The sequence below is a fragment of the Pseudomonas sp. R38(2017) genome (genome assembly GCF_002112395.1).
Lineage (GTDB): Bacteria > Pseudomonadota > Gammaproteobacteria > Pseudomonadales > Pseudomonadaceae > Aquipseudomonas.
In genome coordinates, this window is the sequence record NZ_NEHN01000002.1 from 71,690 (window position 1) to 97,266 (window position 25,577).

The following is a 25,577-nucleotide window of genomic DNA, read 5'->3' on the forward strand; positions in this document are numbered from 1 at the left end:
TGCAGATGATTTCCAATGTGAATCGATTGTCCCTGGCGGTCGGCATGGTCATCGCGACCCTGGTCGGTCAGGCCGTGGCAGCGCCTGCGCCCTCGGAAAACGCCACGATCAATCTGATCCGCTTGCTGGTCGAGCAGGGCATTCTGAAACAGGACAAGGCCGACGCACTGATCGCCCAGGCTCAGAACGAAGCGGCCCAGGCCAAACAGGCTGCGGCGTCCACCGCTGTGGCAGCCGGGCCGGTCGCCGCACCAGGCGATGTGCGGGTGCAATATGTGCCGGCCGCGGTGCGTGATCAGATCCGCGATCAGGTCAAGGCCGAAGTCATGGCTACCGCGAAGAAGGAAAACTGGGCCGCCCCCAACACCTTCCCGGACTGGGCTTCTCGCATCAGCTTCGACGGCGATATTCGCCTACGGGACGAGTCGCGCTACTACTCGGGCAGCAACAGCAACGAAATCGTCGACTTCGCCAAGCTCAACAACAATGGCCCGTACGACGTGAACCCCAACAGCAGCACCGCATTGCCGCCGTTGCTCAACACCCGTGAAGACCGTACCAACCTGTTCCGCCTGCGTGCGCGTCTGGGCATGAAAGCGGAGATTTCGCCCGAATGGACGGCCGGCATCCGCATCGGCACCGGCTCGGACAACAACCCGGTGTCGACCACCCAGAACCTTGGGGGCGGCTTTGCCAAGAAAGACATCTGGCTCGATCAGGGTTACCTGACGTGGAAGCCGTCGGATGAGCTGACCCTGACCGGTGGTCGTTTCGCCAACCCGTTCATGTCTACCGACATGCTGTATTCCAACGACCTGAACTTCGATGGTGTGGCGGCAATCTTCGACCACAAGCTCAGCCGCGATTGGGGCGTGTTCGGCACCGTCGGTGCGTTCCCGGTGGATTACACCAGCGACACCACCACCAGCAACGGCTTCGACAAGGAAGAAAGCGACAACAAGTGGCTGTACGGCGCACAGGTCGGCGCCAAGTGGGCGATCAACAGCAACAACCGCCTGAAAGGCGCGTTGGCCTACTACCGCTTTGAAGACATTCAGGGCCAGCGCTCCAGCCCCTGCGAGCCGTGGGCCGGCGCGCCGGGCTGCGACAGTGACGGCACCCGCGCAGCGTTCATGCAGAAGGGCAACAGCGTGTTCCTGCTGCGCGACATCACGCCGAACCCGCTCAACCCGAGCACCACGCCGCAGCCGCAATTCGTTGGCCTGGCGTCGGAGTTCAACCTGCTGGACCTGAATCTGGTCTGGGACGCCGACCTGCCTGCCGACTTCAAACTGCGCAGCCAGGGCAACTACATTCACAACCTCGGCTACGACGAAGGCGACATGCGCAAGCGTGCGGCCGGGCAACTGGTCAACAACCTCGACAGCAGCGGCAACATCGAAAGCGGTGCCAATGCGTGGATGGTGCAGTTCACCCTGGGCAACGCTCTGGACCTGAAGAAGCAGGGCGACTGGAACCTTTTCGCCGGCTACAAGTACATCCAGCCTGACGCCTTGCCGGACGGCTTCAACGACTCGTCGTTCCACCTCGGCGGCACCAACGCCAAGGGTTACATCCTCGGGGGCAACTACGGTCTGGCTAAGAACGTCTACGCCACCGGTCGCTGGATGAGCACCGAGGCGGTGTATGGCGCGCCGTTCGACATCGACGTCTTGCAGCTCGAGATCAACACGCGCTTCTAAGGCGCCGGGAGAGGGTTATGAAAATCCGCTTTTTATGGCTTGGACTCGGGATGTTGATCGCCACCGGGGCGAGCGCCGAAGGCATGGAAGAACGCCTGCGCACGCAATTGCGCAGCACCACCCAGCAACTGCAAACCCTGCAAAGCCAGCAGGCCCAGGCCAGCGCCGCGCAACTGGCGGCGCAGAATGAGGCCAAGGGTGCCCAGGCGCAAATCAAGCAATTGACCGCCGAACTGGCCAAGGCCAAAGGCCTCGCCGAGCAGCTGGCCGGGCAGCAGCAAAGCCTGCACAGCCAGGCCCAGGCGCAAGTCGCGGCCAGTAACGAGCAGACCGGCAAGTTCAAGAAGGCCTACGAAGAGCTATTGGTCCTGGCCCGTGCCAAAGAGGCAGAACGGTCTAAGCTTCAAGCGCAATTGGCCGAACGTGACACACAAGTGCAGCAATGTTCGGTCAAGAATCAGCAAATGTACGGCGTGGCCAAGCAGATCCTCACCGCCTACGAAAACATCGATGTGGCCGAGGTGATGAAGATCCGCCAGCCCTTCGCCGGCAGCGCCCGGGTCAAGTTCGATGAACTGGCTCAGGGCTTCGGCGATGACCTGTACAAGACACAATTCGATGCGCCGCAAGCGGCGCTCGCACACTGATGAACAAGGAAGAAGTCATGACTCAATTGATCAGCCACGTTTCCCCGAAATCCCTGACCGAAGTGCTGCAAGCCGCCGGTTATCGGGTCAACCAGACCGAACAGAACGGCATCGTTCAACTGCTGAGCGCCAGTCAGGGCATCGGTTACGCGGTGCGTTTCGGCAACCCGGCGGTGGTGGAGCAGGGCAGCTACGTTGACTTCACCTTCAGCTGCGCACTGCGCGTACAGGGTGAATTGCCGGCGGGTGTGGCCGAGCAGTGGAACGCTACCCGCCGCTTTGCCCGGTTGTCGTTGCAGGGCGAATTTCTGGTGATGGAGATGGACGTGGTGGTAGCGGCTGGCGTCAGCAGCGATTACCTGCGCGGCAACCTGGAACTGTGGGATCGCCTGTTGCAGGAATTCATCGTGTACCTGCGTGACTTCACCCAGAACGCCGCTTCCGCCCAGGCTCCAAAGGTTGAGCAAGAGGAAGTCGCGCTGTGACGAAACCAGCCATGGTGATCAGCGCCGCTGCGGTGGCGCTGTTGGTGGTGGCCGTGGCGCTGGTGGTGCGGCCGGGCAATGACCCGGTCGCCGCCCAGCAACCGGCGCCGGTGATCGCGACGAATGCCGGGCCGGCGGTGGCTCGACTGGGCAATCAGCAGGTCACGCCGGAGGAATTGCAGGCGTTGCTGGCCGCCGTACCGCCGCAGACCCGCGAACAATTGCGCGGCAATCGTGAGGCACTGGAGCGCTGGATACGTTCACGCCTGGCCGAAAAGGCCGTGCTGGAACAGGCCGACGCCCAGGGCTGGGCGCAGCGTCCGGACGTGGTGCGGCAGACTCGTGCGGCCACCGAGCAGATCGTGTTTCGCGACTATTTGCAGTCGGTCAGCAAAGTGCCGGCGGACTATCCGAGCGCCGCCGAGTTGCAGCAGGCCTATGACGCGGGCAAGGCCAATTGGCAGACGCCAGCGCTGTATCGGGTCAGCCAGATTTTCCTCGGCGTGAATGAGCCGCAGAACCTTGATGCGGTGCGTAAGCAGGCTGCGGATCTGAGCAAGAAAGCCCAGGCAACTCCGGCGGAATTCGCGGCGTTGGCCAAAGAGTTTTCCCAGGATCGCCTCACGGCCGAGCGCGGCGGCGATACCGGCCTGCAACCATTGCAGCAACTGGTACCGGAAGTGCGTGGCGCGGTGGCGCGACTGAAAGTTGGCGCGGTTTCCGATCCTGTTCAAAGCAGCGCCGGTTTTCACGTGATCAAACTCACCGAGCAACAACCGGCCCGCACCGCGACCCTCGACGAGCTGCGCGACCAACTGACTCAGGCCTTGCGTGCCCAGCGTCAGGAACAGATCGCCCAGGCATACCTGGACGGCATGCTCAATACCGCGACCCTGAGCATCGACGGGGCGGAACTCAACAAGGTGCTGGAGGAAAAACGCTGATTTCAGCATCACCGAAGTCCCACAGGGAAATCACTGGATTCAGAAAACTGGCTTGCGGCACACCAAAACAAAGATCGACAGGGAGTCATCGATGTCATTCACCGAACCCGCAGGACGACAGGGCAGCCCCGATTTTCGCTGGCCGCAGGAAAAGGCCGAACCCTGGCTGGCGCAGGTTGCGAAGATCGAGGGCGAAATCGCGCAATACTTTCTGGTCAGCGCCCGCTGCGGCTGCTTCATGCAGGCCGCCCGCAGCCTCAACGTGCGTTCGACCCTGCTGCGCAAGCAACTGGCGCAACTCGAACAGCAACTGCAATGCGCGCTGTTCAGCTTTCAGGGCAGTGCCTTGACGCTGACCCGCGAAGGTCAGCAATTGCAGGCGCAACTGGTGGCCCTGGCTCACGAACGCAAACTGCCGGTGATCGAGCAACCCCTGATCAGGCTGGCCGTCGCCGAATCGATCCTGCACGACATCCTCGGCCGCGACCTCATCGCACTGCTGCGCCGCAACGCCAGCGTGCGCCTGGAAATCATCGCCCTCGACAGCGAACTGGCCCTGCGCGCGGTCAGTGCCGACATCGTGCTGTGGCTCGCCCACGGCGAAACCCCGCATCCGGGCCCGACCTTCGCCACCAGCGAACCGCAACGCCTCGCGCAACTGGAATACCAGCCGCACATTGCCAAACGCTACTCCCGCGTAACTGCACGCCCCGAAAGCCCGGACGACCTTGCCGATTTCATGCTGGTGCAATGGCAGCATGACCGGCAGATCGACAGCTTCCGGCCGTGGAATGAACTGGTCGAACAGCGCTTGGCTGGCGTGGTGCAGATGCAGTCTTATGAACTGATGCTGGAGATGATTCGTTGCAGTGCGTGCATCGGGTTGTTGCCGATGTACATGAGCCGGTTTGATCGCGGGTTGGTGGCGTTGCCGGGGTTGTTTGAGGAGGCGATGCGGTTGCAGGTGTGGCTGGCGGTGAACAGTGAATCGCAGGCGGTTGAGGAGGTGCAGACCTTGGTTGAGTTGATTCAACGCACGTTCAATGAGCGGCAGGAGTGGTTTGAATAACCACGTAGGTTTTCAGATCGTTCCCACGCTCTGCGTAGGAACGCGGAGCGTGGGAACGATCTGGTCGATCAGGGCCGGGCTTCAGCCGCCGTGTCCAGGTTATCCAGCACCCGATTCACCGCCAGCTCCCCCAGCATGATCAGTTGCGCAATCCCCAACAGCACATGCCGCTGCGGCGCATCGATCATCCCGGCGAAGTCGCTGGCCATGGTTTTGGCCGAGGTCAGGGTTTCGCAGGCGTCGGCCAGCAGTTCTTCATTTGGGATACCGGGGGCGATGAGGTAGCGGGTGTTGGGTTTGAGCAGCGGTTTTCTGGGGTGGAACGGATTGAGGTAGTGATCGAGGGCGCGGTCGGCGGCTTCGTGGGATTTCTTTGAGTCGAGGGTTTCGTAGGGCGAGGTCGTGTCGGTTTCGGGTGGGTTTGGCGTTGGTTTGATCATGATTGAATCTCCAGAGTCATGGAGCCGCCACGATTCGCTGCGATACGAAGAGGTGGCAGCTATACGCGGGTCGCAGACCGGGACTCTAGAACCGGCAGACCCGAAGGTCTCCCACGTACAGCCGCCATAAAACTGGAGGGTGTTGTGCGTCTAGAGATCGCGGGCTGCGAGACCCGATCGCTGATTCGTCAACGACCCGGAAACGATAGAGCCCGCCCTCAAGGCACACAAGCCGGCGGATTCTCGCGGATGCGTAGGCAATGGCGCAAGGCGTTGTGGCTTGCCGGAAGTTTCGGTCAACGGCTTTAAACAGGCATGGCGAATCCGTGAAAAAGCGGTTTACAGTGACCGGCCACGCACTGATCCAGGAGGGATCTTTCATGCCTGAGCACAACCCCGCCATTCACCTCGAACGCTTCAGCGAATCCCACGTCGAAGGCGTCACCGCGCTGTACAACGACCCGGCCGTGACCCGGCAGGTGTTGCAGATGCCGTTTCAGTCTGCCGAGATCTGGCGTCAACGACTGATGCCGGAAAACGAGCGGATGGTGAAACTGGTGGCGTTGCATCAAGGTGCGGTGATCGGTCATCTGGGGTTGGAGGCTTTTTCCCGTGTGCGCCGCAGCCACGCCGGCAGTGTCGGCATGGCCGTTGCGGTGGCGTGGCAGGGCAAGGGTGTCGGTTCGAAGTTGTTGGCAGCGGCGCTGGACGTCGCCGACAACTGGATGAACCTGCACCGGGTCGAGCTTTCGGTGTACGCCGACAACGAAGCGGCCATCGGGCTCTATCGCAAGTTCGGCTTCGAGACCGAAGGCCTGTTCCGCGATTACGCCGTGCGCGACGGGCAGTGGGTCGACACCCTGAGCATGGCGCGTCTGCGCAGGGTCTGAATTGCTGTGAAAGATCGTTCCCACGCGGAGTGGGAACGATCAACAGTGGACAGCCATTTGCGGCTACATGTCGAGATTGATCCAGCCCGGCTTCGCCGTTTCCGGCGCCACCGCTTTCACGGTCTTGCCAGTGGCCAGCTCAACCCGCCGCGCCACCTCCGGATCATCGGCAAACGGCGTCAGACTTGCGTCATCCAGGCTCTCGGTCGTCTCATGGCGCAAGCAGTACTCCACCGCCAGCCACAAGAACACCACACCCAACACATTCAAGAAAACATCGAACATGACCGGCTCCCTTGATCAGGCGATCTGCGCTTCACGGTGGGCAATCGCAACGTCCGCCACCCGCACCGTGCGCCATACGTTGTAGGCCATCAGCAACATGCCCGTCAGGAAGAACACCCCGCCGGCAAAGCGCACGACAAACCCCGGATGACTGGCCTGCAGCGCTTCGACAAACGAGTAGGTCAGCGTGCCGTCTTCGTTGATCGCCCGCCACATCAGGCCCTGAGTGATGCCGTTGACCCACATCGAAGCGATGTACAACACAGTGCCGATGGTCGCCAGCCAGAAGTGCAGATTGATCAGCGGCGTGCTGTGCATCCGTTCGCGGCCGAAGACCTTGGGCACCATGTGGTAAGTCGCACCGAAGGTGATCATCGCCACCCAGCCGAGGGCGCCGGCGTGTACGTGGCCGATGGTCCAGTCGGTGTAGTGGGAGAGGGCGTTGACGGTCTTGATCGCCATCATCGGGCCTTCGAACGTCGACATGCCGTAGAACGCCAGCGACAGGACGAGGAAGCGCAGGATCGGGTCGGTGCGCAGCTGATGCCAGGCGCCGGACAGCGTCATCATCCCGTTGATCATCCCGCCCCAGCTCGGCGCCAGCAGGATCAGCGACATCGCCATACCCAGCGACTGCGCCCAGTCAGGCAGCGCGGTGTAGTGCAAATGGTGAGGGCCGGCCCAGATGTACAGGGTGATCAGGGCCCAGAAGTGCACGATCGACAACCGGTACGAGTACACCGGCCAATTGACCTGCTTGGGCACGAAGTAATACATCATCCCGAGGAAGCCAGTAGTCAGGAAGAACCCCACTGCGTTATGCCCGTACCACCACTGCACCATGGCGTCGGTGGCGCCGGAATACACCGGGTAGGATTTGAACCAGTCCACTGGAATCGACAGGTGATTGACCACGTGAAGCATGGCGATCACCAGGATGAACGCGCCGAAGAACCAGTTGCCGACGTAGATATGTTTGGTCTTGCGTTGCACCACCGTGGTGAAGAACACGATGGCGTACGCGACCCAGACCACCGCCATCCACACCGCGCCGGAGAATTCGATCTCGGCGTATTCCTTGGTGGTGGTGAAGCCCATCGGCAGGGTGACCAGCATGATCACGATCACCGATTGCCAGCCCCAGAAGGTGAAGGCGGCGAGTTTGTCCGAGTACAGCCGTACCTGGCAGGTACGCTGCACCGCGTAGTAACTGGCGGCGAATTGCGCGCTGCCGGCGAAACCGAAAATCACCAGGCTGGTGTGCAACGGTCGCAAGCGGCCGAAGGTGGTCCACGGCAGGTCCAGATTCATGTCCGGCCATACCAGTTGCGAGGCGATCCATACCCCCATCGCCATGCCCACGACACCCCAGAAAACAGTCGCGATGACGAATTGGCGGACGACCTTGTAGTTATAAGCCTGTCCGATTGTTGCTGTGCTCATGGTCAATTCTTCCGCGGTTGCAAAGTCTTGCCAGGCCACCCGGTCTGGCACGACCTGCACTGTAGAAACCCCGCCAGAAACAAAACAGGCTCAGGAATTGTTCATTTATGCGGATCAGATCGAAGCGCTGCCTGCGGCCATCTGCCGCGCCCTGATACGGTTTTTATGCGTTCAGGTGAATCTGTAACGGGCTGCGCTGCAACGTCATAGTGCTTTCAGGAATCTGTGGGAACGAGGCTTCTAGAGATTGCGCCAGATCGCGCAATCTCTAGAAGCCTCGTTCCCACAGGAGTGTGCTGAAGTTCTGATGAGGTAGCCGCTGCATGTATCAATACGACGATTACGACCGGGCGCTGGTGTTCGAGCGCGTTGCGCAGTTTCGCGATCAGGTCGAGCGCTTCATGGCCGGGGAGTTGAGCGAAGAAGAATTCCTGCCGCTGCGCCTGCAGAACGGCCTGTACATGCAAAAGCACGCTTACATGCTGCGGGTGGCGATTCCCTACGGCACCCTGAGCGCCGAACAGATGCGCACATTGGCGAGCATTGCCAGTGATTACGACCGTGGCTACGGCCACTTCACCACCCGCCAGAACATGCAGTTCAACTGGATCGAGCTGCACGAGGTGCCGGACATCCTCGAACGCCTGGCGCAGGTCAACATGCATGCGATCCAGACCTCGGGCAACTGCGTGCGCAACATCACCACCGAAGCCTTCGCCGGGGTGGCGGCGGACGAGTTGATTGACCCGCGTCCGCTGGCTGAGATCCTGCGGCAATGGTCGACGATCAACCCGGAATTCCTGTTCCTGCCGCGCAAGTTCAAGATCGCCATCTGTTCGGCGAAGCAGGATCGCGCGGCGATCATGATGCACGACATCGGCCTCTACCTTTACCCCGGCCGTGACGGCCAGATGCTGCTGCGGGTGATCGTCGGCGGAGGTCTGGGGCGCACGCCGATCCTTGGTCTGCAGATCCGCGACGGTCTGCCGTGGCAGCATTTGCTGTCCTATGTCGAGGCGGTGTTGCGGGTCTACAACCGCCACGGCCGGCGCGACAACAAGTACAAGGCGCGGATCAAGATTCTGGTCAAGGCGCTGGGCATCGAGGCGTTCGCCAAGGAAGTCGAGGAGGAATGGCAACACCTCAAGGACGGCCCGGCGCAGTTGACCGAGGATGAATACCAGCGAGTCGCCAGTGCTTTTGTGCCGCCGAGCTATCGCACGCTGGCGGATACGGATCTGGATTTCGGCACGCACCTGGCGGAGAACGCGGCGTTCGCGCGCTGGGTCGCGCGCAACGTGCAGCCGCACAAGGTGCCGGGCTACACCAGCGTGGTGCTGTCGACCAAACCGGGCCTGGCTTCGCCACCGGGGGATGTGACCGGTTTGCAGATGCTGGCCGTGGCCGACTGGTCCGAGCGCTTCGGTTTTGGCGAAATACGCATCGCCCACGAGCAGAACATCGTCCTGCCGGATGTGCCCAAATCCGAGCTGTATACGCTATGGCAATTGGCGAAAGAGCAGGGGCTGGGCGCTGCCAACGTCGGCCTGCTGACCGACATCATTGCCTGCCCCGGCGGTGATTTCTGTGCGCTGGCCAACGCCAAATCGATCCCGATTGCCCAGGCGATTCAGGCGCGTTTCGACAACCTCGATTACCTGCACGACCTCGGCGACATCAGCCTGAATATCTCTGGCTGCATGAATGCCTGCGGCCACCACCACATCGGCAACATCGGGATTCTCGGTGTCGATAAAAACGGCAGCGAGTGGTACCAGATCACCCTCGGCGGGGCACAGGGCAAGAACAGCGCGCTGGGCAAAGTCATCGGCCCGTCGTTCAGCGCCGCCGAAGTGCCGCAGGTGATCGAGCGGATCATCGGCACCTTCGTGTGTTATCGCGAGGCCGAAGAGTTGTTCGTCGATACCGTGGCGCGCATCGGACTGGAGCCGTTCAAGGAGCGGGTCTACCCGAAAGCGCTGGAGGTGCCGGCATGAACAATCTGCTGCGCATGGAGGCGAGCGGGGCGCGAATCGTGCTCGATGATCCGTGGACGCTGATTCGCTCCCCTGAAACAGAGCCCGGCGCCGGGATGTTGATTCTGCCGCTGGCTCACTGGCTCGAATCGCCCTCGACCCATGCGGTCTGGCTGGGCCCGGACGACGGCGTCGAAAGCCTGCTGCCATGGCTGACTTCGCTGCCATTGATCGCCCTCGACTTCCCGAGCTTTCGCGACGGTCGCGCCTACAGCCAGGCCTATCTGTTGCGCAGCCGTTTTGGTTGGAAAGGCGAGTTGCGGGCGATTGGCGATGTGCTGCGCGACCAGCTCAGCCACATGCGCCAGTGCGGTTTCGACAGCTTTGCCGTGCGCGAGGACAAATCCGTCGAGGATGCGCTCAAGGGGCTGGCGGGGATGAGCGTGTTGTACGGGCGCTCGGTGATCGAGCCGCGGCCGTTGTTTCGGCGCAGGTGATGCAGGGGAAACCCCTAGAACCCTGATGAATCGGGGATTTTTCCTTGGGTCGATGCTGGCCTTTTGGTAGAGTCCCCGTCGCCAGCGGGTTTTCGGCTGGACGACGGAACGAAGAAGGGAGTCTGATCAGTGGGTCCGGGCAAAAAGATTCTGGGCCTCACCGCGTTGCTTTTGATGCTGACGCTGTGGGCCGGTTACATCTACGTATTCAACGAAAGCCGCGGCGGTCAGCTCGGCGGTGTCGGCGAAAGCACCGCGTGGTGCGGTACGCCGCCATCCTCGGATGCGGCGCTGCTGGGCAAGGATCAGTTGACCTTGCGCGTCACCAACAACCTGCGCGGTGAGTTCATGCTCAGCGGTGCGGTGGTGGTGTCCGAACGCACCTTCAACCGCTATGACCTGGGCCGCAACGAACTGCGTCTGCGCCTGGAACCGTTGCAGTGGACTTACGGCGCCACGCCGATCTTCCTTGAGCAAGTGAAAGTCCTGCCGCTGAGTCGCAACCTCGCCTCGACCGACAAGAGTGCGTTCGCCCAACTCGAATCGCGCCCGATCGGCGTTCAGGGGCGGGTCACCGAGTTTCCTTTCGATACTTATCGCTACGGCTACAAGCCAGTCCTGTACTACCTCAAGGGCAACGAACGCGTTGACCTGCGCTTCAAGAACATCACCACACTGATGGAGATGTCCAATACCTTCACGCCCATCCAGAAGTACAACCGCGCCGACTACATCAACGAGAAAAGCGTGATGGCTCGCGATGAGGACTACAAAGCCTACGGCCACCACGAATGCGCCTTCAGTGTCGAGCGCAAAGGCGCGTTCAAGGTTGTGGTGTTGTTGATGCTGCTGGTGCTGTGCCTGCCTTTGCTGTTGGTGTTCTACCGTGATGAGCCGGGGATCGACTTCCTCGCCACGCTGGTGGGGATCGGCGTGGTGCGCACGGTGCTGGTGGGGCCGGTGCAGGATTTCCAGCTGTACAACATCGACTTCCTGTTTGGCGCGGCGTTGTTGCTGGTGGGCACGGTGTCGCTGATCAAGGCGATGCGGCTTCACAGTCGGCGGGAGATGGCTTTGCGGAGCGGGGAGACGTCGACTTGGTGAGTCTGATCTGAATCGGGTTCTGCCGCATCTCTGGCAGGGCGGCGGGATGCATTTCCCGTCACCCCTGCCACAAACCCTGTACCGACCTCCACGGGGTTACTCTGCGTGATGGCATGAATATCTTGTCCGGCAAGCGCAAAGCCTGTGGTTTTAGCTATACCTGTAACTCCCCCGATGCAATAAATCAGGCCTTCTGACAGGAGTTACAGCATGAAGCTAGCCCTAATGATGAGCACCCTGTGCATTGCCACGCTTGGCGTGGTGGGTTGCTCCAGCAACACCGTCGCTCCGGATGAGTATTCGGGCTTCCTCAAGGATTACAGCCAACTCAAGGAGGCTAAATCACCCTCCGGTGCCGTGGTGATGCGCTGGGTCGATCCCAAGCTCGATATCAACAAGTTCACCAGCGTGTATATCGAACCGACCCAGCTCTATCCCAAGCCTCAGCCAACCATGAAAATTCCGCAGCAGACCCTCAACGACATCACGGCTTACTATGATCAGGCGCTCAAGCGTGAAGTGGGCAAGTCTCTGCCGTTGGCCACCGGGCCCGGCCCGGGCGTGATCGTTGTGCGCGCGGCCATCACCGCCGTCAGCAGCAAGACCGAGGGCCTGCATGCCTATGAAGTGATCCCGATCGCCTTGGTGGCGGCAGCGGTCACGACCGCCAGCGGCAGCCGCGATCAGGAAACCACCCTGGCCACCGAAGCGGTGTTCATCGATGGCGGCAACAATAAGGTGGTGGCGCAGGTCGTGCGCAAGGGTACTGGGAAACCTCTGGAAAACGATTCTCAGGTAATGAAGGCCGATGACGTGAAAGCCGTAATCGATGGCTGGGCGTCGGACATGCACCAGTCGTATCTAAAGATGAAGGCCAAGTGACGCGAGGCTGAGCAACGCTCCAGTCCCAACGGTATGAACCGTGGGGACTGTGTCTACGCGGGAGTCAGTGCTTTTTGGCCTGTTCGCGAATCCGTTCTTCCTGTTCGCGCAGCTCCGGGGTGAACTCGGCACCAAAGTCTTCCGGGCAGAATATCTGGCGAATCTCGATTTCGGCCTCGGTGCCCGGCATTGGATTGGGGCAGCGCTTGACCCACTCGATGGCTTCCTCCTTCGATTTCACATCCCAGATCCAGTAACCGGCGATCAGCTCCTTGGTTTCGGCGAACGGGCCGTCGATCACGCTGCGTTTTTCGCCGCTGAAACGTACCCGGGCGCCTTTGCTGCTCGGGTGCAGGCCATCGGCGGACACCAGGATGCCGGCCTTGGACAGTTCTTCGTTGTAGTTGCCCATATCGGTCAGCAATTGTTCGCTGGGCATTACGCCGGCTTCGGAATCCTGGCTGGCTTTGACAATGATCATGAAGCGCATGGTGTTTCTCCGCTGGAAAGTGAGGGATTCAATGCTTTGTCGAATGGCGGGGGCTTGAATCGACAGGTTGTTAAAGAAAAGATGCAGACTCGCGTTTTAACAAGCATCGCCTTCATACGGAATGTGTCCGCCATGCCCACACTGGAACTCACGACCCTGATCCCCGACCGCACTCCGAGCGAGGTACTCGACTTCTGCCTGGAAGGCGTCAATTTCCCGAAGATCTTTCCCGAACGCGTCACGCCGCTGGGGGATATCGACCTGAACAATCTGCGTATCGAAGCTGGGCGGCAATTTCGTTTCCGACACTGGATGTTCAATCTGATCCCGTCGAACTGGACGGTGACGATCCGCGAAGTCAGCGACACCCATTTTGTTGACGAAATGCTCAAGGGGCCGCTGCGTGCCTTTCGTCATGAACATCGGGTGGGAGCGGGTGAAGGCGGTACGCTGTACACCGACCGCGTGACGTATTCGGCGATTGGCGGGGCGTTGAGCGAGCGATTGCTGGTGAACGGTTACATGCGGCGAATATTCGAGGCCCGCCATCGCAACATGCTGCAATTGCTTGGGTAATATTCAAGGTTGTATCCAATCCTGCGAGGTGGCACATGACAATTTCAGTTCAGGCATAGGTCGTCGGACAATTTCGTGGTTAACTTCCGCCTCTTGCATGCTTTCCCAACAACGTTAAGAAGGACTCCGTTCATGGCTCAAGTCACGCTCAAAGGCAACCCGGTTCAAGTCAACGGCCAACTGCCACAAGCCGGTTCCAAGGCGCCAGCCTTTTCCCTGGTAGCCGGCAATCTGTCCGACGTCACCCTGAAAGACTTCGCCGGCAAGCGCAAAGTGCTGAACATCTTCCCAAGCGTCGACACCCCGACCTGCGCCACGTCCGTGCGCAAGTTCAACGCTCAGGCCAACGAACTGGCCAACACCGTGGTGCTGTGCATCTCGGCTGACCTGCCATTCGCCCAAGCCCGTTTCTGCGGCGCCGAAGGCCTGGAAAACGTACAGAACCTGTCGACCTTGCGTGGCGCCGAATTCATTCAGAACTACGGCGTGGCCATCGCTGACGGCCCGCTGAAAGGCCTGACCGCCCGTGCGGTAGTCGTGCTGGACGAAAACGACAACGTGCTGCACAGCGAACTGGTCAAGGAAATCGCTGAAGAACCGAACTACGATGCGGCCCTCGCTGTATTGAAGTAAGCGGTCTCAAGTAAATGCGCTGAAATCAGCGCATTTACAATTGTTAACGGCCTGGCCCTGTCCAGGCCGTTTTCATTTGTGTATCAGTGTTTTGGCTCACACCTTGAAACGTAAGTTGAAGGTAAATTGCCGGTAAAGCTGCTTTGCTTTACCCCCACCAGTGCTTATCGTTCAGCCTCCCGTAAAAGAAGCCCACGCGCCCAATGGTTAATCACTCCATGCAATCGTCCTCCCGAAACTCCCGTCGCTGGCTGCTGAGCCTGCTTGTCCTGCTGGTCATCGCTGGCTTGTGCTGGAAATTCTGGCCCGCCGGATCGACCCACAAGGAGGGCGGCGAGAAAGCCGCGGCCGGTCATACCGGTCGTTCGGGGATGATGCGTCCAGGTTTCGGCGGCGCGGCAGGTCCGATCCCGGTGCGCGTGGCGCCGGCAGTGACCGGTGACTTCCCGCTGTACTACAAGGCCCTGGGCACCGTGACCGCGCTCAACACCATCAACGTGCGCAGCCGGGTCAGTGGCGAGCTGGTGAAGATCTATTTCGAAGAAGGGCAGATGGTCAAGGCCGGCGACCTGCTGGCGGAGATCGACCCGCGCCCGTACCAGAACGCCTTGCTTCAGGCTGAAGGCACCTTGCTGCAGAACCAGGCACAGCTGAAAAACGCCCAGGTCGATGTCGAGCGCTATCGCGGTCTGTATAAAGAGGACAGCATCGCCAAGCAGACCCTGGACACCGCCGAAGCACAGGTCGGCCAGTTCCTCGGCACCGTGAAGACCAACCAGGCGGCGGTCAACGACGCCAAGCTCAATCTCGAATTCACCAAGATCCGCGCACCGATTGCCGGACGCGTCGGTCTGCGTCAGCTCGACGTCGGCAACCTTGTAACCGCGAACGACACCACGTTCCTCGCCGTCATCACCCAGACCCAGCCGATCAGCGTGGTCTTCACGCTGCCGGAAAACACCCTTGAAACCGTACTGGCCCGCTACCACAGCGGCGCCAAGCTGCCGGCCGAAGCCTGGGACCGTAGCGACACCAAACTGCAGGCCAGCGGCGTGCTGCAGAGCCTCGACAACCAGATCGACGTGACCACCGGGACCCTGAAATTCAAGGCACGCTACGAAAACCGCGATCAGTCGCTGTTCCCCAACCAGTTCGTCAACGTCCATCTGTTGGCCGACACTCTCAAGGGCGTCGTGCTCGCCCCGTCGGCTGCGATCCAGTTCGGCACCAACGGCACTTTCGTCTACGCACTGGACGGCGACAAGAAAGTTACCATCCGCCAATTGAAAATCGGCGCCAGCGACGGCAACAACACTGTGATCACCGAAGGCCTGGCCGCCGGCGACCGCGTAGTACTGGAAGGCACCGACCGTCTGAAGGAAGGCAGCGAAGTGGAAGTGGTCAATGACAGCCTGGACGTGCCGACGACCCCGACCGAACACCTGCAAGGCAAGTCGGCTGCAACCGCGCCTGACGCCGCTGTCACCGACAAGGCCAAGAAGGGCGCATGAACATTTCGCGTCTGTTCATCCTCCGTCCGGTCGCCACCACGCTGAGCATGCTGGCCATCGTGCTGGCCGGCCTGATTGCCTATCGCCTGTTGCCGGTCTCGGCCTTGCCGCAGGTCGATTACCCGACCATTCGGGTCATGACGTTGTACCCGGGCGCGAGTCCGGACGTGATGACCAGCGCCGTCACCGCACCGCTTGAGCGCCAGTTCGGGCAGATGCCGGGCCTGACGCAAATGGCTTCGACCAGTTCCGGCGGCGCGTCGGTGCTGACCCTGCGTTTCAGCCTCGACATCAACATGGACGTCGCCGAACAGCAGGTGCAGGCCGCGATCAACGCCGCGACCAATCTGCTGCCGACCGACTTGCCGGCGCCGCCGGTGTACAACAAGGTCAACCCGGCGGACACCCCGGTGCTGACCCTGGCCATCACTTCGAAAACCATGTTGCTGCCCAAACTCAACGATCTGGTCGACACGCGCATGGCGCAGAAGATCGCCCAGATCAGCGGCGTCGGTATGGTCAGCATCGCCGGCGGCCAGCGTCAGGCGGTGCGGATCAAGGTCAACCCTGAGGCGCTCGCCGCCAACGGTCTGAACCTGTCGGACGTGCGCACGCTGATCAGCGTGTCCAACGTCAACCAGCCCAAAGGCAACTTCGACGGGCCGACTCGGGTGTCGATGCTCGATGCAAACGACCAGCTGACCTCGCCCAAGGACTACGCGAACCTGATCCTGGCCTACAAGAACGGCGCGCCGCTGCGGCTCAAGGATGTTGCGCAGATCGTCGACGGTGCCGAGAACGAGCGTCTGGCGGCGTGGGCCAACCAGAATCAGGCGGTGTTGCTGAATATTCAGCGTCAACCGGGCGCCAACGTGATCGAGGTGGTCGACCGGATCAAGGCGCTGCTGCCGAGCATCACCGACAACCTGCCGGCCGGCCTTGAAGTCACTGTGCTGACCGACCGCACCCAGACCATCCGCGCCTCGGTCACCGACGTGCAGCACGAGCTGCTGATCGCCATCGCGCTGGTGGTGATGGTGACGTTCCTGTTCCTGCGTCGTGCCAGTGCCACCATCATTCCGTCTGTCGCGGTGCCGCTGTCGCTGATCGGTACGTTTGGCGTGATGTACCTGGCCGGCTTCTCGGTCAACAACCTGACGCTGATGGCGCTGACCATCGCCACCGGTTTCGTGGTCGACGATGCGATCGTGATGCTGGAGAACATCGCCCGCTTCATCGAGGAAGGCGACAGCCCGATGCAGGCTGCGCTCAAGGGCGCGAAACAGATCGGCTTCACCCTGATTTCCCTGACCCTGTCGCTGATTGCGGTACTGATTCCGCTGCTGTTCATGGCCGACGTAGTGGGGCGGTTGTTCCGCGAGTTTGCCATTACCCTGGCGGTGGCGATCCTGATTTCTCTCGTGGTCTCGCTGACCCTGACACCGATGATGTGCGCGCGTCTGCTCAAACGTGAGCCTGAGGAACATGAGCAGGGCCGTTTCTACCGCGCCAGCGGCGCGTTTATCGACTGGATGATCGCCGCCTACGGGCGCAAGTTGCAGTGGGTGCTCAAGCACCAGCCGCTGACCCTGCTGGTGGCCATCGGTACGCTGGCGCTGACCGTGTTCCTTTATATGGTGGTGCCCAAGGGTTTCTTCCCGGTGCAGGACACCGGGGTGATCCAGGGTATTTCCGAAGCGCCGCAGTCAATTTCCTTTGCTGCAATGGGTGAACGTCAGCAAGCGCTGGCCAAGGTGATTCTGGAAGATCCGGCCGTGGAGAGCCTGTCGTCCTACATCGGCGTTGACGGTGATAACGCCACGCTCAACAGCGGTCGGCTGTTGATCAACCTCAAACCCCACGGTCAGCGCGACCTGACGGCCTCAGAAGTGATTGCTCGCCTGCAACCGCAACTGGACAAATTGGTAGGCATCCGTCTGTTCATGCAGCCGGTGCAGGACCTGACCATCGAAGATCGCGTCAGCCGCACCCAGTATCAGTTCAGCATGTCGTCGCCGGACTCCGAATTGCTCACCCTGTGGAGCGGGCGTCTGGTGGAAGCACTGGCACAGCGGCCGGAGCTGACCGACGTCGCCAGCGATTTGCAGGACAAGGGTTTGCAGGTGTTCTTGGTGATCGACCGTGACGCGGCCTCGCGCCTTGGCGTGTCAGTGGCAAATATCACCGATGCGCTGTATGACGCCTTTGGCCAGCGGCAGATCTCGACCATTTACACCCAGGCCAGCCAGTATCGCGTGGTGTTGCAGGCTCAGGCAGGAGAGAAGATCGGCCCGCAGGCGCTGGACCAGATTCACGTCAAGACCACCGATGGCGGTCAGGTGCGGTTGTCGAGCCTGGCCCATGTCGAGGAGCGTCAGGCACAACTGGCGATCACTCACATCGGCCAGTTCCCGGCGGTGATGATGTCCTTCAACCTTGCCCACGGCGTGGCGCTGGGTCATGCGGTGGACATCATCGAGCAGGTGCAGAAAGACATTGGCATGCCGATTGGCGTGCAGACTCAGTTCCAGGGCGCGGCCGAAGCGTTCCAGGCTTCTCTGTCGAGCACCTTGCTGCTGATCCTGGCGGCGGTGGTGACCATGTACATCGTGCTGGGCGTGCTATACGAGAGCTACATCCACCCGATCACGATTCTGTCGACCTTGCCGTCGGCGGCGGTTGGCGCCTTGCTGGCGTTGCTGCTCAGCGGCAATGACCTGGGCATGATCGCGATCATCGGCATCATCCTGCTGATCGGTATCGTGAAGAAGAACGCGATCATGATGATCGACTTCGCTCTCGACGCTGAACGCACCCAGGGCATGGCGCCGGAGCAGGCGATCTATCAGGCGGCGCTGTTGCGGTTCCGGCCGATTCTGATGACCACGCTGGCAGCACTGTTCGGTGCGGTGCCGCTGATGCTGGCCACTGGTTCCGGCGCTGAATTGCGCCAGCCGTTGGGTCTGGTGATGGTCGGCGGCTTGCTGGTAAGTCAGGTGCTGACGCTGTTCACCACCCCGGTGATCTACCTGTACTTCGACCGCCTCGGTCGGCGCTGGGGCCGTGCGCCTTCGGCCGTGGAGCCGGTAGAACAGCCATGAACCTGTCCGGTCCTTTCATCAAGCGCCCAGTGGCGACCATGCTCCTGAGCCTGGCGATCATGCTGCTGGGCGGCGTGAGCTTCGGCCTGCTGCCGGTGTCGCCGCTGCCGCAAATGGACTTCCCGGTGATCGTGGTGCAGGCGAGCCTGCCCGGTGCGAGCCCGGAGGTCATGGCCTCGACTGTGGCCACGCCGCTGGAGCGCTCGTTCGGCGCCATCGCCGGCGTCAACACCATGAGCAGCCGCTCCAGTCAGGGCTCGACCCGAGTCATTCTGCAATTCGACCTCGACCGCGACATCAACGGCGCGGCGCGGGAAGTGCAGGCGGCGATCAACGCCTCGCGCAACCTGCTGCCGAGCGGGATGCGCAGCATGCCGACCTACAAGAAGGTCAACCCGTCACAGGCGCCGATCATGGTGCTGTCGCTGACGTCGGATGTGCTGGAAAAAGGTCAGCTCTACGATTTGGCCTCGACCATCCTGTCCCAGAGTCTGTCCCAGGTGCAGGGCGTCGGTGAAGTGCAGATCGGCGGCAGCTCCCTGCCGGCGGTGCGCATCGAACTCGAACCTCAGGCGCTGAACCAGTACGGCGTGGCGCTGGACGATGTGCGCAAGACTATCGCTGGCGCCAACGTGCGTCGACCGAAGGGTTCGGTCGAGGACGACCAGCGTCTGTGGCAGATCCAGGCTAACGACCAGTTGGAGAAAGCCAAGGACTACGAATCGCTGATCATCCACTACAACGGCGGTGCCGCGTTGCGTCTGAAGGACGTGGCCAAGGTCACCGATGGCGTGGAAGACCGTTACAACAGCGGTTTCTTCAATGACGATGCGGCGGTGTTGCTGGTGATCAACCGGCAGGCCGGCGCCAACATCATCGAAACGGTCAACGAGATCAAGGCGCAGTTGCCGGCGTTGCAGGCCGTGTTGCCGGCCAGCGTGAAGCTGAACCTGGCGATGGACCGTTCGCCAGTGATCAAGGCCACTTTGCACGAAGCGGAGATGACCCTGCTGATCGCCGTGGCGCTGGTGATCCTGGTGGTGTTCCTGTTCCTCGGCAACTTCCGTGCATCCCTGATTCCGACCCTGGCTGTGCCGGTGTCGCTGGTCGGCACTTTTGCGGTGATGTACCTCTACGGTTTTTCGCTGAACAACCTGTCGCTGATGGCGCTGATTCTCGCCACCGGGCTGGTGGTGGATGACGCCATCGTGGTGCTGGAGAACATTTCCCGGCACATCGACGAAGGCGTCAAACCGATGAAGGCTGCGTACCTCGGGGCCAAGGAAGTCGGATTCACCCTGTTGTCGATGAACGTGTCGCTGGTGGCGGTGTTCCTGTCGATCCTGTTCATGGGCGGGATCATCGAGAGCCTGTTCCGCGAATTTTCCATCACGCTGGCCGCGGCCATCGTGGTGTCGCTGGTGGTTTCCCTGACCCTGACGCCGATGCTCTGCGCCCGTTGGCTCAAACCGCATACGCCGGGCCAGGAAAATCGTCTGCAACGCTGGAGCCGCCGTACCAACGACTGGATGGTCGGCAAATACGCCACCAGCCTCGACTGGGTGCTGCGTCACCGGCGCCTGACACTGTTGAGCCTGATCATCACGGTCGGTGTGAACGTCGCGCTGTATGTGGTGGTGCCGAAAACGTTCCTGCCGCAACAGGACACCGGCCAGTTGATCGGTTTCGTGCGTGGTGACGACGGTCTGTCGTTCAGCGTGATGCAGCCGAAAATGGAGACCTTCCGCCGCGCGGTGCTCAAGGACGAAGCGGTCGAGAGTGTCGCCGGGTTCATCGGCGGCAACAACGGCACCAACAACGCTTTCATGCTGGTGCGCCTGAAGCCGATCAAGGACCGCAATATCTCGGCGCAGAAAGTCATCGAGCGCCTGCGCAAGGAAATGCCCAAGGTGCCTGGCGCGCAATTGATGCTGATGGCTGACCAGGACCTGCAATTCGGCGGCGGACGCGAGCAGACCACCTCGCAATACAGCTACATCCTGCAAAGCGGTGATCTGGGTGCCTTGCGCGAGTGGTACCCGAAAGTGGTCACCGCGTTACGGGCCTTGCCGGAGCTGACCGCCATCGATGCCCGTGAAGGGCGCGGTGCGCAGCAGGTGACGCTGATCGTCGACCGCGATCAGGCCAAGCGCCTGGGCGTGGACATGAACATGGTCACCGCCGTGCTCAACAACGCCTACAGCCAGCGGCAGATTTCTACGATTTACGACAGCCTCAACCAGTATCAGGTGGTGATGGAGGTCAATCCGAAGTATGCCCAGGATCCGGTCACCCTCAATCAGGTGCAGGTCATCACCGCTGATGGCGCACGGATTCCGCTGTCGACCATCGCCCACTACGAAAGCAGCCTGGAAGACGACCGGGTCAGCCACGAAGGTCAGTTCGCCTCCGAAAGCATCGCGTTCGACATGGCCGAAGGCGTGACGGTGGAGAAGGGCAGCGCGGCCATCGAGCGAGCGATCGCCAAGGTCGGCCTGCCGGAAGACGTGATCGCGAAAATGGCCGGCACCGCCGACGCCTTCGCGGCCACTCAGAAGAGCCAGCCGTTCATGATCCTCGGTGCGTTGCTGGCGGTGTATCTGGTGCTGGGCGTGCTGTATGAAAGCTACATTCATCCGCTGACGATTCTGTCGACACTGCCGTCGGCCGGGGTTGGTGCGTTGCTGTCGATCTATGCGCTGGGCGGCGAATTCAGCCTGATTTCGTTGCTCGGGCTGTTCCTGTTGATCGGTGTCGTGAAGAAGAACGCGATTCTGATGATCGATCTGGCGCTGCAACTGGAACGTCATCAGGGCATGGCGCCGTTGGAGTCGATCCGCAGCGCCTGTCTGCAGCGGTTGCGGCCGATCCTGATGACCACGTTGGCGGCGATTCTCGGCGCCTTGCCGTTGCTGCTCAGCCGGGCCGAAGGCGCGGAAATGCGCCAGCCACTGGGCCTGACGATCATCGGCGGGCTGATTTTCAGCCAGGTGCTGACCCTTTACACCACGCCTGTGGTTTACCTCTATCTCGACAAGGCCCGCCACCGCTTCAACAAGTGGCGTGGCGTACGTACCGATGCCGCTCTGGAAACTCCGCTATGAATGACCGTTCGCTTATCCAACTGGCCAGTGTCCGCGGCTCGCGTTTGCTGAGCCTGTCGCTGTGCGTGGCGATGCTCAGTGCGTGCGCCGTCGGCCCGGACTACCAGCGCCCGCAGACCGCAGAAATTGCCCAGTACAAAGAGGCCGAAGGCTGGCGTCAGGCCAGTCCTGCCGACTCCCTGGCTCGTGGCGCCTGGTGGGAACTGTACGGCGACCGTCAGCTCAACGAGTTGATCGAAAAGCTCAACAGTTCCAACCAGACCGTCGCCCAGTCCGAGGCGCAATACCGTCAAGCCCAGGCCTTGGTGCGTGATGCACGCGGGGCGTTTTACCCGAGCATCGACCTGAGCGCGGGAAAGACTCGTTCCAGTCAGGGCACCGGCAGCAGCAGTTCGAGCCTGAGCAGTTCGTCCAGCGGTATTCGTGACACCTACAACGCACAACTGGGCGTCAGTTGGGAGGCCGATGTCTGGGGCAAACTGCGCCGTGGCCTGGAGGCCAATGAAGCCAGCGCCCAGGCGAGCTTCGCCGATCTGGCGGCGATGCGCCTGAGCCAGCAGTCGGAACTGGTCCAGAACTACCTGCAATTGCGGGTGATCGATCAGCAGAAGCGTTTGCTGGAGTCGACGGTGGAGGCTTACGAGCGTTCGCTGAAAATGACCCAGAACCAGTACAACGCCGGAATTTCCGGTCGTGATGCCGTGGCGCAGGCACAGACGCAGCTCAAATCCACCCAGGGCGATCTGGTGGACCTGATCTGGCAACGGGCGCAGTTCGAAAACGCCATCGCGGTGCTCACCGGCCAGCCGCCGGCACAGTTCAAGATTGCTGAAACCCAGGACATCCCGAAGCTGCCGCAGATACCGTTGAGCCTGCCGTCGCAATTGCTGGAACGTCGCCCGGACATCGCCTCGGCAGAACGCTCGGTGATCGCTGCCAACGCCAATATCGGAGTAGCGAAAGCGGCGTATTACCCGGACTTCAGCCTGAGCATGAGCGGCGGCTACAGCAGCAGTACTTCGCGGGATCTGATCAGTCTGCCGAACCGATTCTGGTCGGTAGGACCGAAAATGAGCCTGCCGCTGTTCGACGGCGGCCGGCGCTCGGCGGAAGTCGACCGCACCGAAGCGAAGTACGACGAGACTGTGGCCAAATACCGGCAGACCGTGCTCGATGGCTTCCGCGAAGTGGAAAACTACCTGGTGCAGTTGAAGGTGTACGAAGAGGAGGCGGCGGTACGCCAGGAAGCCCTTGATGCTGCGCGCGATTCCTTGCGTCTGACCCAGAACCAGTACAAGGCCGGGCTGATTGCCTACATCGACGTGGTTGTGGTGCAAGCCACGGCGTTGAGCAACGAGCGGACGGTGCTCAACATCCTGCAAAGTCGACTGATTGCCAGTGTGCAGTTGATTGCGGCGCTGGGCGGTGGCTGGGACGGGCAACTGGAAACCAGCCAGAATCCCTGACGCTGAATTCCCACGCAAAGCGTGGGAACGATTGGTGTCGTGACTGCCGGTTTAGAGCCTTGTCGAACGATCAAACAAGCGTTTCATCGGCTTGATGGCCATTTGATTACTTTGTCAGTGCGTTCTTCTGTGCAATCAGTACAATCGGCGCATTTGGCCCCGCCGAGAACGGAAGCGGTACGGTGGGATGGTCACGAGAATTCGCATGCTCATCGGTAGTTATTCCTTCACGCTGGTCTTCATTTCGCTGTGTGTGGCGATCCTCGCGTCCTATACCGCGCTTGACCTCACGGGTCGCATCGCCACCGCCAAGGGCCGCGCCGTGCATTTATGGACGGCCGGCGGCGCGTTCGCCATGGGCATCGGCGTCTGGTCGATGCACTTCATTGGCATGCTGGCCTTCAAACTGCCGATCAGCCTGGGTTATGACATTCCGATCACGGCGCTTTCATTGCTGATCGCCGTGCTGTCCTGTGGTTTTGCGCTGTGGCTGGTCAGCCAGCTGAAACTACCGGCCTGGCAACTGGCCTTCGGCGCCTTGATCATGGGCGCCGGCATCAGTGCCATGCACTACACCGGCATGGCCGCCATGCGCATGCAGCCGGGCATCGATTACGACCCGACCCTGTTCGGCGCTTCGTTGCTGATCGCCGTCGGCGCTTCGGCGGCGGCATTGTGGATTGCCTTCCGCCTGCGTCAGCAATCGCCTTATGTGCGCCTGTTCCGTGCCGGCGCTGCCATCGTCATGGGGATCGCGATTGTCGGCATGCACTACACCGGCATGGCGGCGGCGCGGTTTCCCGAAGGCAGCTTCTGCGGCGCAGCGCTCAGCGGTCTGAACGGCAATGGCCTCGATAATCTGGTGCTGATCACCACGCTCGCGGTGCTGAGCATCGCACTGCTGACCTCGATACTCGATGCCCGCCTCGAAGCGCGCACTGCCGATCTGGCCCATTCGTTGACCGTGGCCAACCGCGAACTCACCCAGCTGGCCCTGCATGACACCCTGACCGGCCTGCCGAACCGGATGTTGCTGGATGACCGCATCAATCAAGCGATGAAAGAGGTCAACGAGCAGGGCGGCTGTTTTGCGCTGATGTTCATCGATCTGGACGGCTTCAAACCGGTCAACGACGCTTTCGGTCACCACATGGGCGACCAGTTGCTGCGTGAAGTGGGAGTGCGTCTGCGCGAAGATTTGCGCAGTCTCGATACGCTGGCGCGGATCGGTGGCGATGAGTTTGTCCTGCTGGTGCGCCTGACCGAGCCCAACGATGCGCTGGGTCTGGCGGCGCGTCAGGTTGGCTTGATCGCGCAGTCGTTCCGCGTGGCCGAGCATGAACTGCAGATTTCCGCCAGCGTCGGCATTGCGCTGTATCCGGGTAACGGTCAGAACGCTCAGGAACTGCTGATGAACGCCGACGCCGCGATGTACCACGCCAAGGGTGGCGGCAAGAACGGCTACAGCTTCTTCGACGTTTCGATGAACAGCAACGCCCGCAAGCAATTGCAACTGTTGCAGGACCTGCGTGCTGCGCTGGAGAACAGCCAGTTCAGCCTGCATTACCAACCAAAATTCCACGCGGCCGACGGGCGTCCGGTGGGTGCCGAGGCGCTGCTGCGCTGGGAGCATCCGCTTCACGGCATGCTGATGCCGGACAAGTTCATCGACCTGGCCGAGAAGACCGGACTGATCATTCCAATCGGCGAATGGGTACTGAACGAAGCCTGCCGGCAGATGCGCGAGTGGTATGTGCAGGGCTACACCGACTGGCGGATCGCGGTGAACCTGTCGGCGTTGCAGTTCTGCCACATCGGGCTGGTTCAAAGTGTCGCCAAGGCACTGGCCACTCACCACTTGCCGGCCAACAGTCTGACCCTGGAAATCACCGAAACCACCGCCATGAGCGATGCCGACGCGAGCATGACGGTGTTGCAGGAACTGTCCGACATGGGCGTCGACCTGTCTATCGATGATTTCGGCACCGGGTATTCGAGCCTGATGTATCTCAAGCGCCTGCCGGCCAACGAGTTGAAGATCGATCGCGGTTTCGTCCGCGACCTGGAGCATGACAGCGATGATGCCGCCATCGTCTCGGCGATTGTCGCGCTCGGTCAGGCGCTGGGCCTGCGCATCGTGGCCGAAGGTGTGGAGACCGGCGTGCAGCAGGACTTCCTGACGCAACTGGGCTGTGATTCGCTGCAAGGCTATCTGCTTGGCCATCCGATGCCGGCCGATCGCTTCCTGCAGGATATCGAGCGCGGCAAACAATTGGCGGCGAGCTGAACGGCCGACGCAGGCCATGCAAATCCCCGCAATGACGGTTATTC

21 protein-coding genes are annotated in these 25,577 nt (G+C 61.2%); 17 read left to right on the forward strand and 4 right to left on the reverse strand.

The window, feature by feature from the left end:
* The first annotated feature begins 5 nt into the window (after positions 1-5).
* The 5 genes from CAF87_RS04040 to CAF87_RS04060 all read left to right on the forward strand — a co-directional run bounded on the left by CAF87_RS04040 (position 6) and on the right by CAF87_RS04060 (position 4,848).
* Positions 6-1,703 (forward strand): putative porin, encoded by a 1,698-nt coding sequence (locus tag CAF87_RS04040; RefSeq protein ID WP_085731164.1) that lies wholly within the window; start codon positions 6-8, stop codon positions 1,701-1,703.
* A 17-nt stretch (positions 1,704-1,720) separates the two neighbouring features.
* Entirely contained in the window at positions 1,721-2,350 is a 630-nt protein-coding gene (locus CAF87_RS04045) for a DNA repair protein (RefSeq protein WP_085731163.1), read from the forward strand.
* A gap of 17 nt (positions 2,351-2,367) precedes the next feature.
* Positions 2,368-2,835 (forward strand): YbjN domain-containing protein, encoded by a 468-nt coding sequence (locus CAF87_RS04050; RefSeq protein WP_085731162.1) that lies wholly within the window; start codon positions 2,368-2,370, stop codon positions 2,833-2,835.
* Positions 2,832-3,779 (forward strand): peptidylprolyl isomerase, encoded by a 948-nt coding sequence (locus tag CAF87_RS04055; protein WP_085731161.1) that lies wholly within the window; start codon positions 2,832-2,834, stop codon positions 3,777-3,779. The genes CAF87_RS04050 and CAF87_RS04055 overlap by 4 nt, the downstream gene beginning before the upstream one ends.
* A gap of 91 nt (positions 3,780-3,870) precedes the next feature.
* Positions 3,871-4,848, forward strand: a complete 978-nt coding sequence (locus CAF87_RS04060) for a LysR family transcriptional regulator (protein WP_085731160.1) — start codon at positions 3,871-3,873, stop codon at positions 4,846-4,848.
* Positions 4,849-4,916: 68 nt separating this feature from the next.
* On the opposite strand, the gene CAF87_RS04065 is transcribed toward CAF87_RS04060, so the two are convergent.
* On the reverse strand, positions 4,917-5,288 hold the full coding sequence (locus CAF87_RS04065; protein WP_085731159.1) for a DUF6124 family protein: 372 nt from the start codon (positions 5,286-5,288) through the stop codon (positions 4,917-4,919).
* Positions 5,289-5,668: 380 nt separating this feature from the next.
* On the opposite strand from CAF87_RS04065, the gene CAF87_RS04070 reads away from it, so the two are divergent.
* Positions 5,669-6,178, forward strand: a complete 510-nt coding sequence (locus CAF87_RS04070; protein WP_085731158.1) for a GNAT family N-acetyltransferase — start codon at positions 5,669-5,671, stop codon at positions 6,176-6,178.
* 63 nt (positions 6,179-6,241) lie between these two features.
* On the opposite strand, the gene CAF87_RS04075 is transcribed toward CAF87_RS04070, so the two are convergent.
* Together CAF87_RS04075 and ccoN are read right to left on the reverse strand one after the other, a co-directional pair.
* Positions 6,242-6,463, reverse strand: a complete 222-nt coding sequence (locus CAF87_RS04075) for a CcoQ/FixQ family Cbb3-type cytochrome c oxidase assembly chaperone (RefSeq protein WP_085731157.1) — start codon at positions 6,461-6,463, stop codon at positions 6,242-6,244.
* A gap of 15 nt (positions 6,464-6,478) precedes the next feature.
* Positions 6,479-7,906, reverse strand: a complete 1,428-nt coding sequence (ccoN, locus tag CAF87_RS04080; RefSeq protein ID WP_085731156.1) for a cytochrome-c oxidase, cbb3-type subunit I — start codon at positions 7,904-7,906, stop codon at positions 6,479-6,481.
* 323 nt (positions 7,907-8,229) lie between these two features.
* Here ccoN and CAF87_RS04090 point away from each other — a divergent pair, with 323 nt between their 5' ends.
* The 4 genes from CAF87_RS04090 (at position 8,230) to CAF87_RS04105 (ending at position 12,365) form a co-directional block, all read left to right on the forward strand.
* Positions 8,230-9,903, forward strand: coding sequence for a nitrite/sulfite reductase (locus CAF87_RS04090; protein ID WP_085731155.1), 1,674 nt, complete (start codon positions 8,230-8,232; stop codon positions 9,901-9,903).
* A complete protein-coding gene (locus CAF87_RS04095) occupies positions 9,900-10,379 on the forward strand; it encodes a DUF934 domain-containing protein (RefSeq protein ID WP_085731154.1) in 480 nt (159 codons plus the stop codon). Before CAF87_RS04090 ends, CAF87_RS04095 begins: the two co-directional genes overlap by 4 nt.
* Before the next feature lie 129 nt (positions 10,380-10,508).
* Complete coding sequence (locus CAF87_RS04100) at positions 10,509-11,483, forward strand: hypothetical protein (protein WP_085731153.1); 975 nt, start codon at positions 10,509-10,511, stop codon at positions 11,481-11,483.
* Between the two features lie 210 nt (positions 11,484-11,693).
* The gene (locus CAF87_RS04105) at positions 11,694-12,365 is read left to right on the forward strand and encodes a DUF3313 domain-containing protein (RefSeq protein WP_085731152.1); all 672 of its coding nucleotides are present in this window, start codon (positions 11,694-11,696) and stop codon (positions 12,363-12,365) included.
* Between the two features lie 64 nt (positions 12,366-12,429).
* Here CAF87_RS04105 and CAF87_RS04110 read toward each other — a convergent pair whose 3' ends face one another.
* The gene (locus CAF87_RS04110; protein WP_085708233.1) at positions 12,430-12,855 is read right to left on the reverse strand and encodes a YciI family protein; all 426 of its coding nucleotides are present in this window, start codon (positions 12,853-12,855) and stop codon (positions 12,430-12,432) included.
* Positions 12,856-12,987: 132 nt separating this feature from the next.
* On the opposite strand from CAF87_RS04110, the gene CAF87_RS04115 reads away from it, so the two are divergent.
* The 7 genes from CAF87_RS04115 to CAF87_RS04145 all read left to right on the forward strand — a co-directional run bounded on the left by CAF87_RS04115 (position 12,988) and on the right by CAF87_RS04145 (position 25,533).
* Positions 12,988-13,431: a polyketide cyclase gene (locus CAF87_RS04115; RefSeq protein WP_085731151.1), complete on the forward strand. Its 444-nt coding sequence runs from the start codon at positions 12,988-12,990 to the stop codon at positions 13,429-13,431.
* Positions 13,432-13,563: 132 nt separating this feature from the next.
* Positions 13,564-14,064, forward strand: coding sequence for a thiol peroxidase (gene tpx / locus CAF87_RS04120; protein WP_085731150.1), 501 nt, complete (start codon positions 13,564-13,566; stop codon positions 14,062-14,064).
* Positions 14,065-14,267: 203 nt separating this feature from the next.
* The gene (locus CAF87_RS04125) at positions 14,268-15,575 is read left to right on the forward strand and encodes an MdtA/MuxA family multidrug efflux RND transporter periplasmic adaptor subunit (RefSeq protein ID WP_085731149.1); all 1,308 of its coding nucleotides are present in this window, start codon (positions 14,268-14,270) and stop codon (positions 15,573-15,575) included.
* Entirely contained in the window at positions 15,572-18,676 is a 3,105-nt protein-coding gene (locus CAF87_RS04130) for an MdtB/MuxB family multidrug efflux RND transporter permease subunit (RefSeq protein WP_085731148.1), read from the forward strand. Before CAF87_RS04125 ends, CAF87_RS04130 begins: the two co-directional genes overlap by 4 nt.
* Positions 18,673-21,780, forward strand: a complete 3,108-nt coding sequence (locus CAF87_RS04135; protein ID WP_085731147.1) for an efflux RND transporter permease subunit — start codon at positions 18,673-18,675, stop codon at positions 21,778-21,780. Before CAF87_RS04130 ends, CAF87_RS04135 begins: the two co-directional genes overlap by 4 nt.
* Positions 21,777-23,246, forward strand: coding sequence for an efflux transporter outer membrane subunit (locus CAF87_RS04140; RefSeq protein WP_085731146.1), 1,470 nt, complete (start codon positions 21,777-21,779; stop codon positions 23,244-23,246). The genes CAF87_RS04135 and CAF87_RS04140 overlap by 4 nt, the downstream gene beginning before the upstream one ends.
* Positions 23,247-23,451: 205 nt before the next feature.
* A complete protein-coding gene (locus CAF87_RS04145; protein WP_085731145.1) occupies positions 23,452-25,533 on the forward strand; it encodes a bifunctional diguanylate cyclase/phosphodiesterase in 2,082 nt (693 codons plus the stop codon).
* Positions 25,534-25,577 lie beyond the last annotated feature (44 nt).

What these genes read in the sequence shown, in the direction of transcription:
- CAF87_RS04070 (WP_085731158.1), top strand. Translation starts at nt 5,669, where the DNA reads ATGCCTGAGCACAACCCCGCCATTCACCTCGAACGCTTCAGCGAATCC.
- CAF87_RS04065 (WP_085731159.1), bottom strand. Translation starts at nt 5,288, where the DNA reads ATGATCAAACCAACGCCAAACCCACCCGAAACCGACACGACCTCGCCC.
- CAF87_RS04130 (WP_085731148.1), top strand. Translation starts at nt 15,572, where the DNA reads ATGAACATTTCGCGTCTGTTCATCCTCCGTCCGGTCGCCACCACGCTG.
- ccoN (WP_085731156.1), bottom strand. Translation starts at nt 7,906, where the DNA reads ATGAGCACAGCAACAATCGGACAGGCTTATAACTACAAGGTCGTCCGC.
- CAF87_RS04060 (WP_085731160.1), top strand. Translation starts at nt 3,871, where the DNA reads ATGTCATTCACCGAACCCGCAGGACGACAGGGCAGCCCCGATTTTCGC.
- CAF87_RS04050 (WP_085731162.1), top strand. Translation starts at nt 2,368, where the DNA reads ATGACTCAATTGATCAGCCACGTTTCCCCGAAATCCCTGACCGAAGTG.
- CAF87_RS04110 (WP_085708233.1), bottom strand. Translation starts at nt 12,855, where the DNA reads ATGCGCTTCATGATCATTGTCAAAGCCAGCCAGGATTCCGAAGCCGGC.
- CAF87_RS04040 (WP_085731164.1), top strand. Translation starts at nt 6, where the DNA reads ATGATTTCCAATGTGAATCGATTGTCCCTGGCGGTCGGCATGGTCATC.
- CAF87_RS04095 (WP_085731154.1), top strand. Translation starts at nt 9,900, where the DNA reads ATGAACAATCTGCTGCGCATGGAGGCGAGCGGGGCGCGAATCGTGCTC.
- CAF87_RS04090 (WP_085731155.1), top strand. Translation starts at nt 8,230, where the DNA reads ATGTATCAATACGACGATTACGACCGGGCGCTGGTGTTCGAGCGCGTT.
- CAF87_RS04140 (WP_085731146.1), top strand. Translation starts at nt 21,777, where the DNA reads ATGAATGACCGTTCGCTTATCCAACTGGCCAGTGTCCGCGGCTCGCGT.
- tpx (WP_085731150.1), top strand. Translation starts at nt 13,564, where the DNA reads ATGGCTCAAGTCACGCTCAAAGGCAACCCGGTTCAAGTCAACGGCCAA.
- CAF87_RS04145 (WP_085731145.1), top strand. Translation starts at nt 23,452, where the DNA reads ATGCTCATCGGTAGTTATTCCTTCACGCTGGTCTTCATTTCGCTGTGT.
- CAF87_RS04075 (WP_085731157.1), bottom strand. Translation starts at nt 6,463, where the DNA reads ATGTTCGATGTTTTCTTGAATGTGTTGGGTGTGGTGTTCTTGTGGCTG.
- CAF87_RS04135 (WP_085731147.1), top strand. Translation starts at nt 18,673, where the DNA reads ATGAACCTGTCCGGTCCTTTCATCAAGCGCCCAGTGGCGACCATGCTC.
- CAF87_RS04125 (WP_085731149.1), top strand. Translation starts at nt 14,268, where the DNA reads ATGGTTAATCACTCCATGCAATCGTCCTCCCGAAACTCCCGTCGCTGG.
- CAF87_RS04105 (WP_085731152.1), top strand. Translation starts at nt 11,694, where the DNA reads ATGAAGCTAGCCCTAATGATGAGCACCCTGTGCATTGCCACGCTTGGC.
- CAF87_RS04115 (WP_085731151.1), top strand. Translation starts at nt 12,988, where the DNA reads ATGCCCACACTGGAACTCACGACCCTGATCCCCGACCGCACTCCGAGC.
- CAF87_RS04045 (WP_085731163.1), top strand. Translation starts at nt 1,721, where the DNA reads ATGAAAATCCGCTTTTTATGGCTTGGACTCGGGATGTTGATCGCCACC.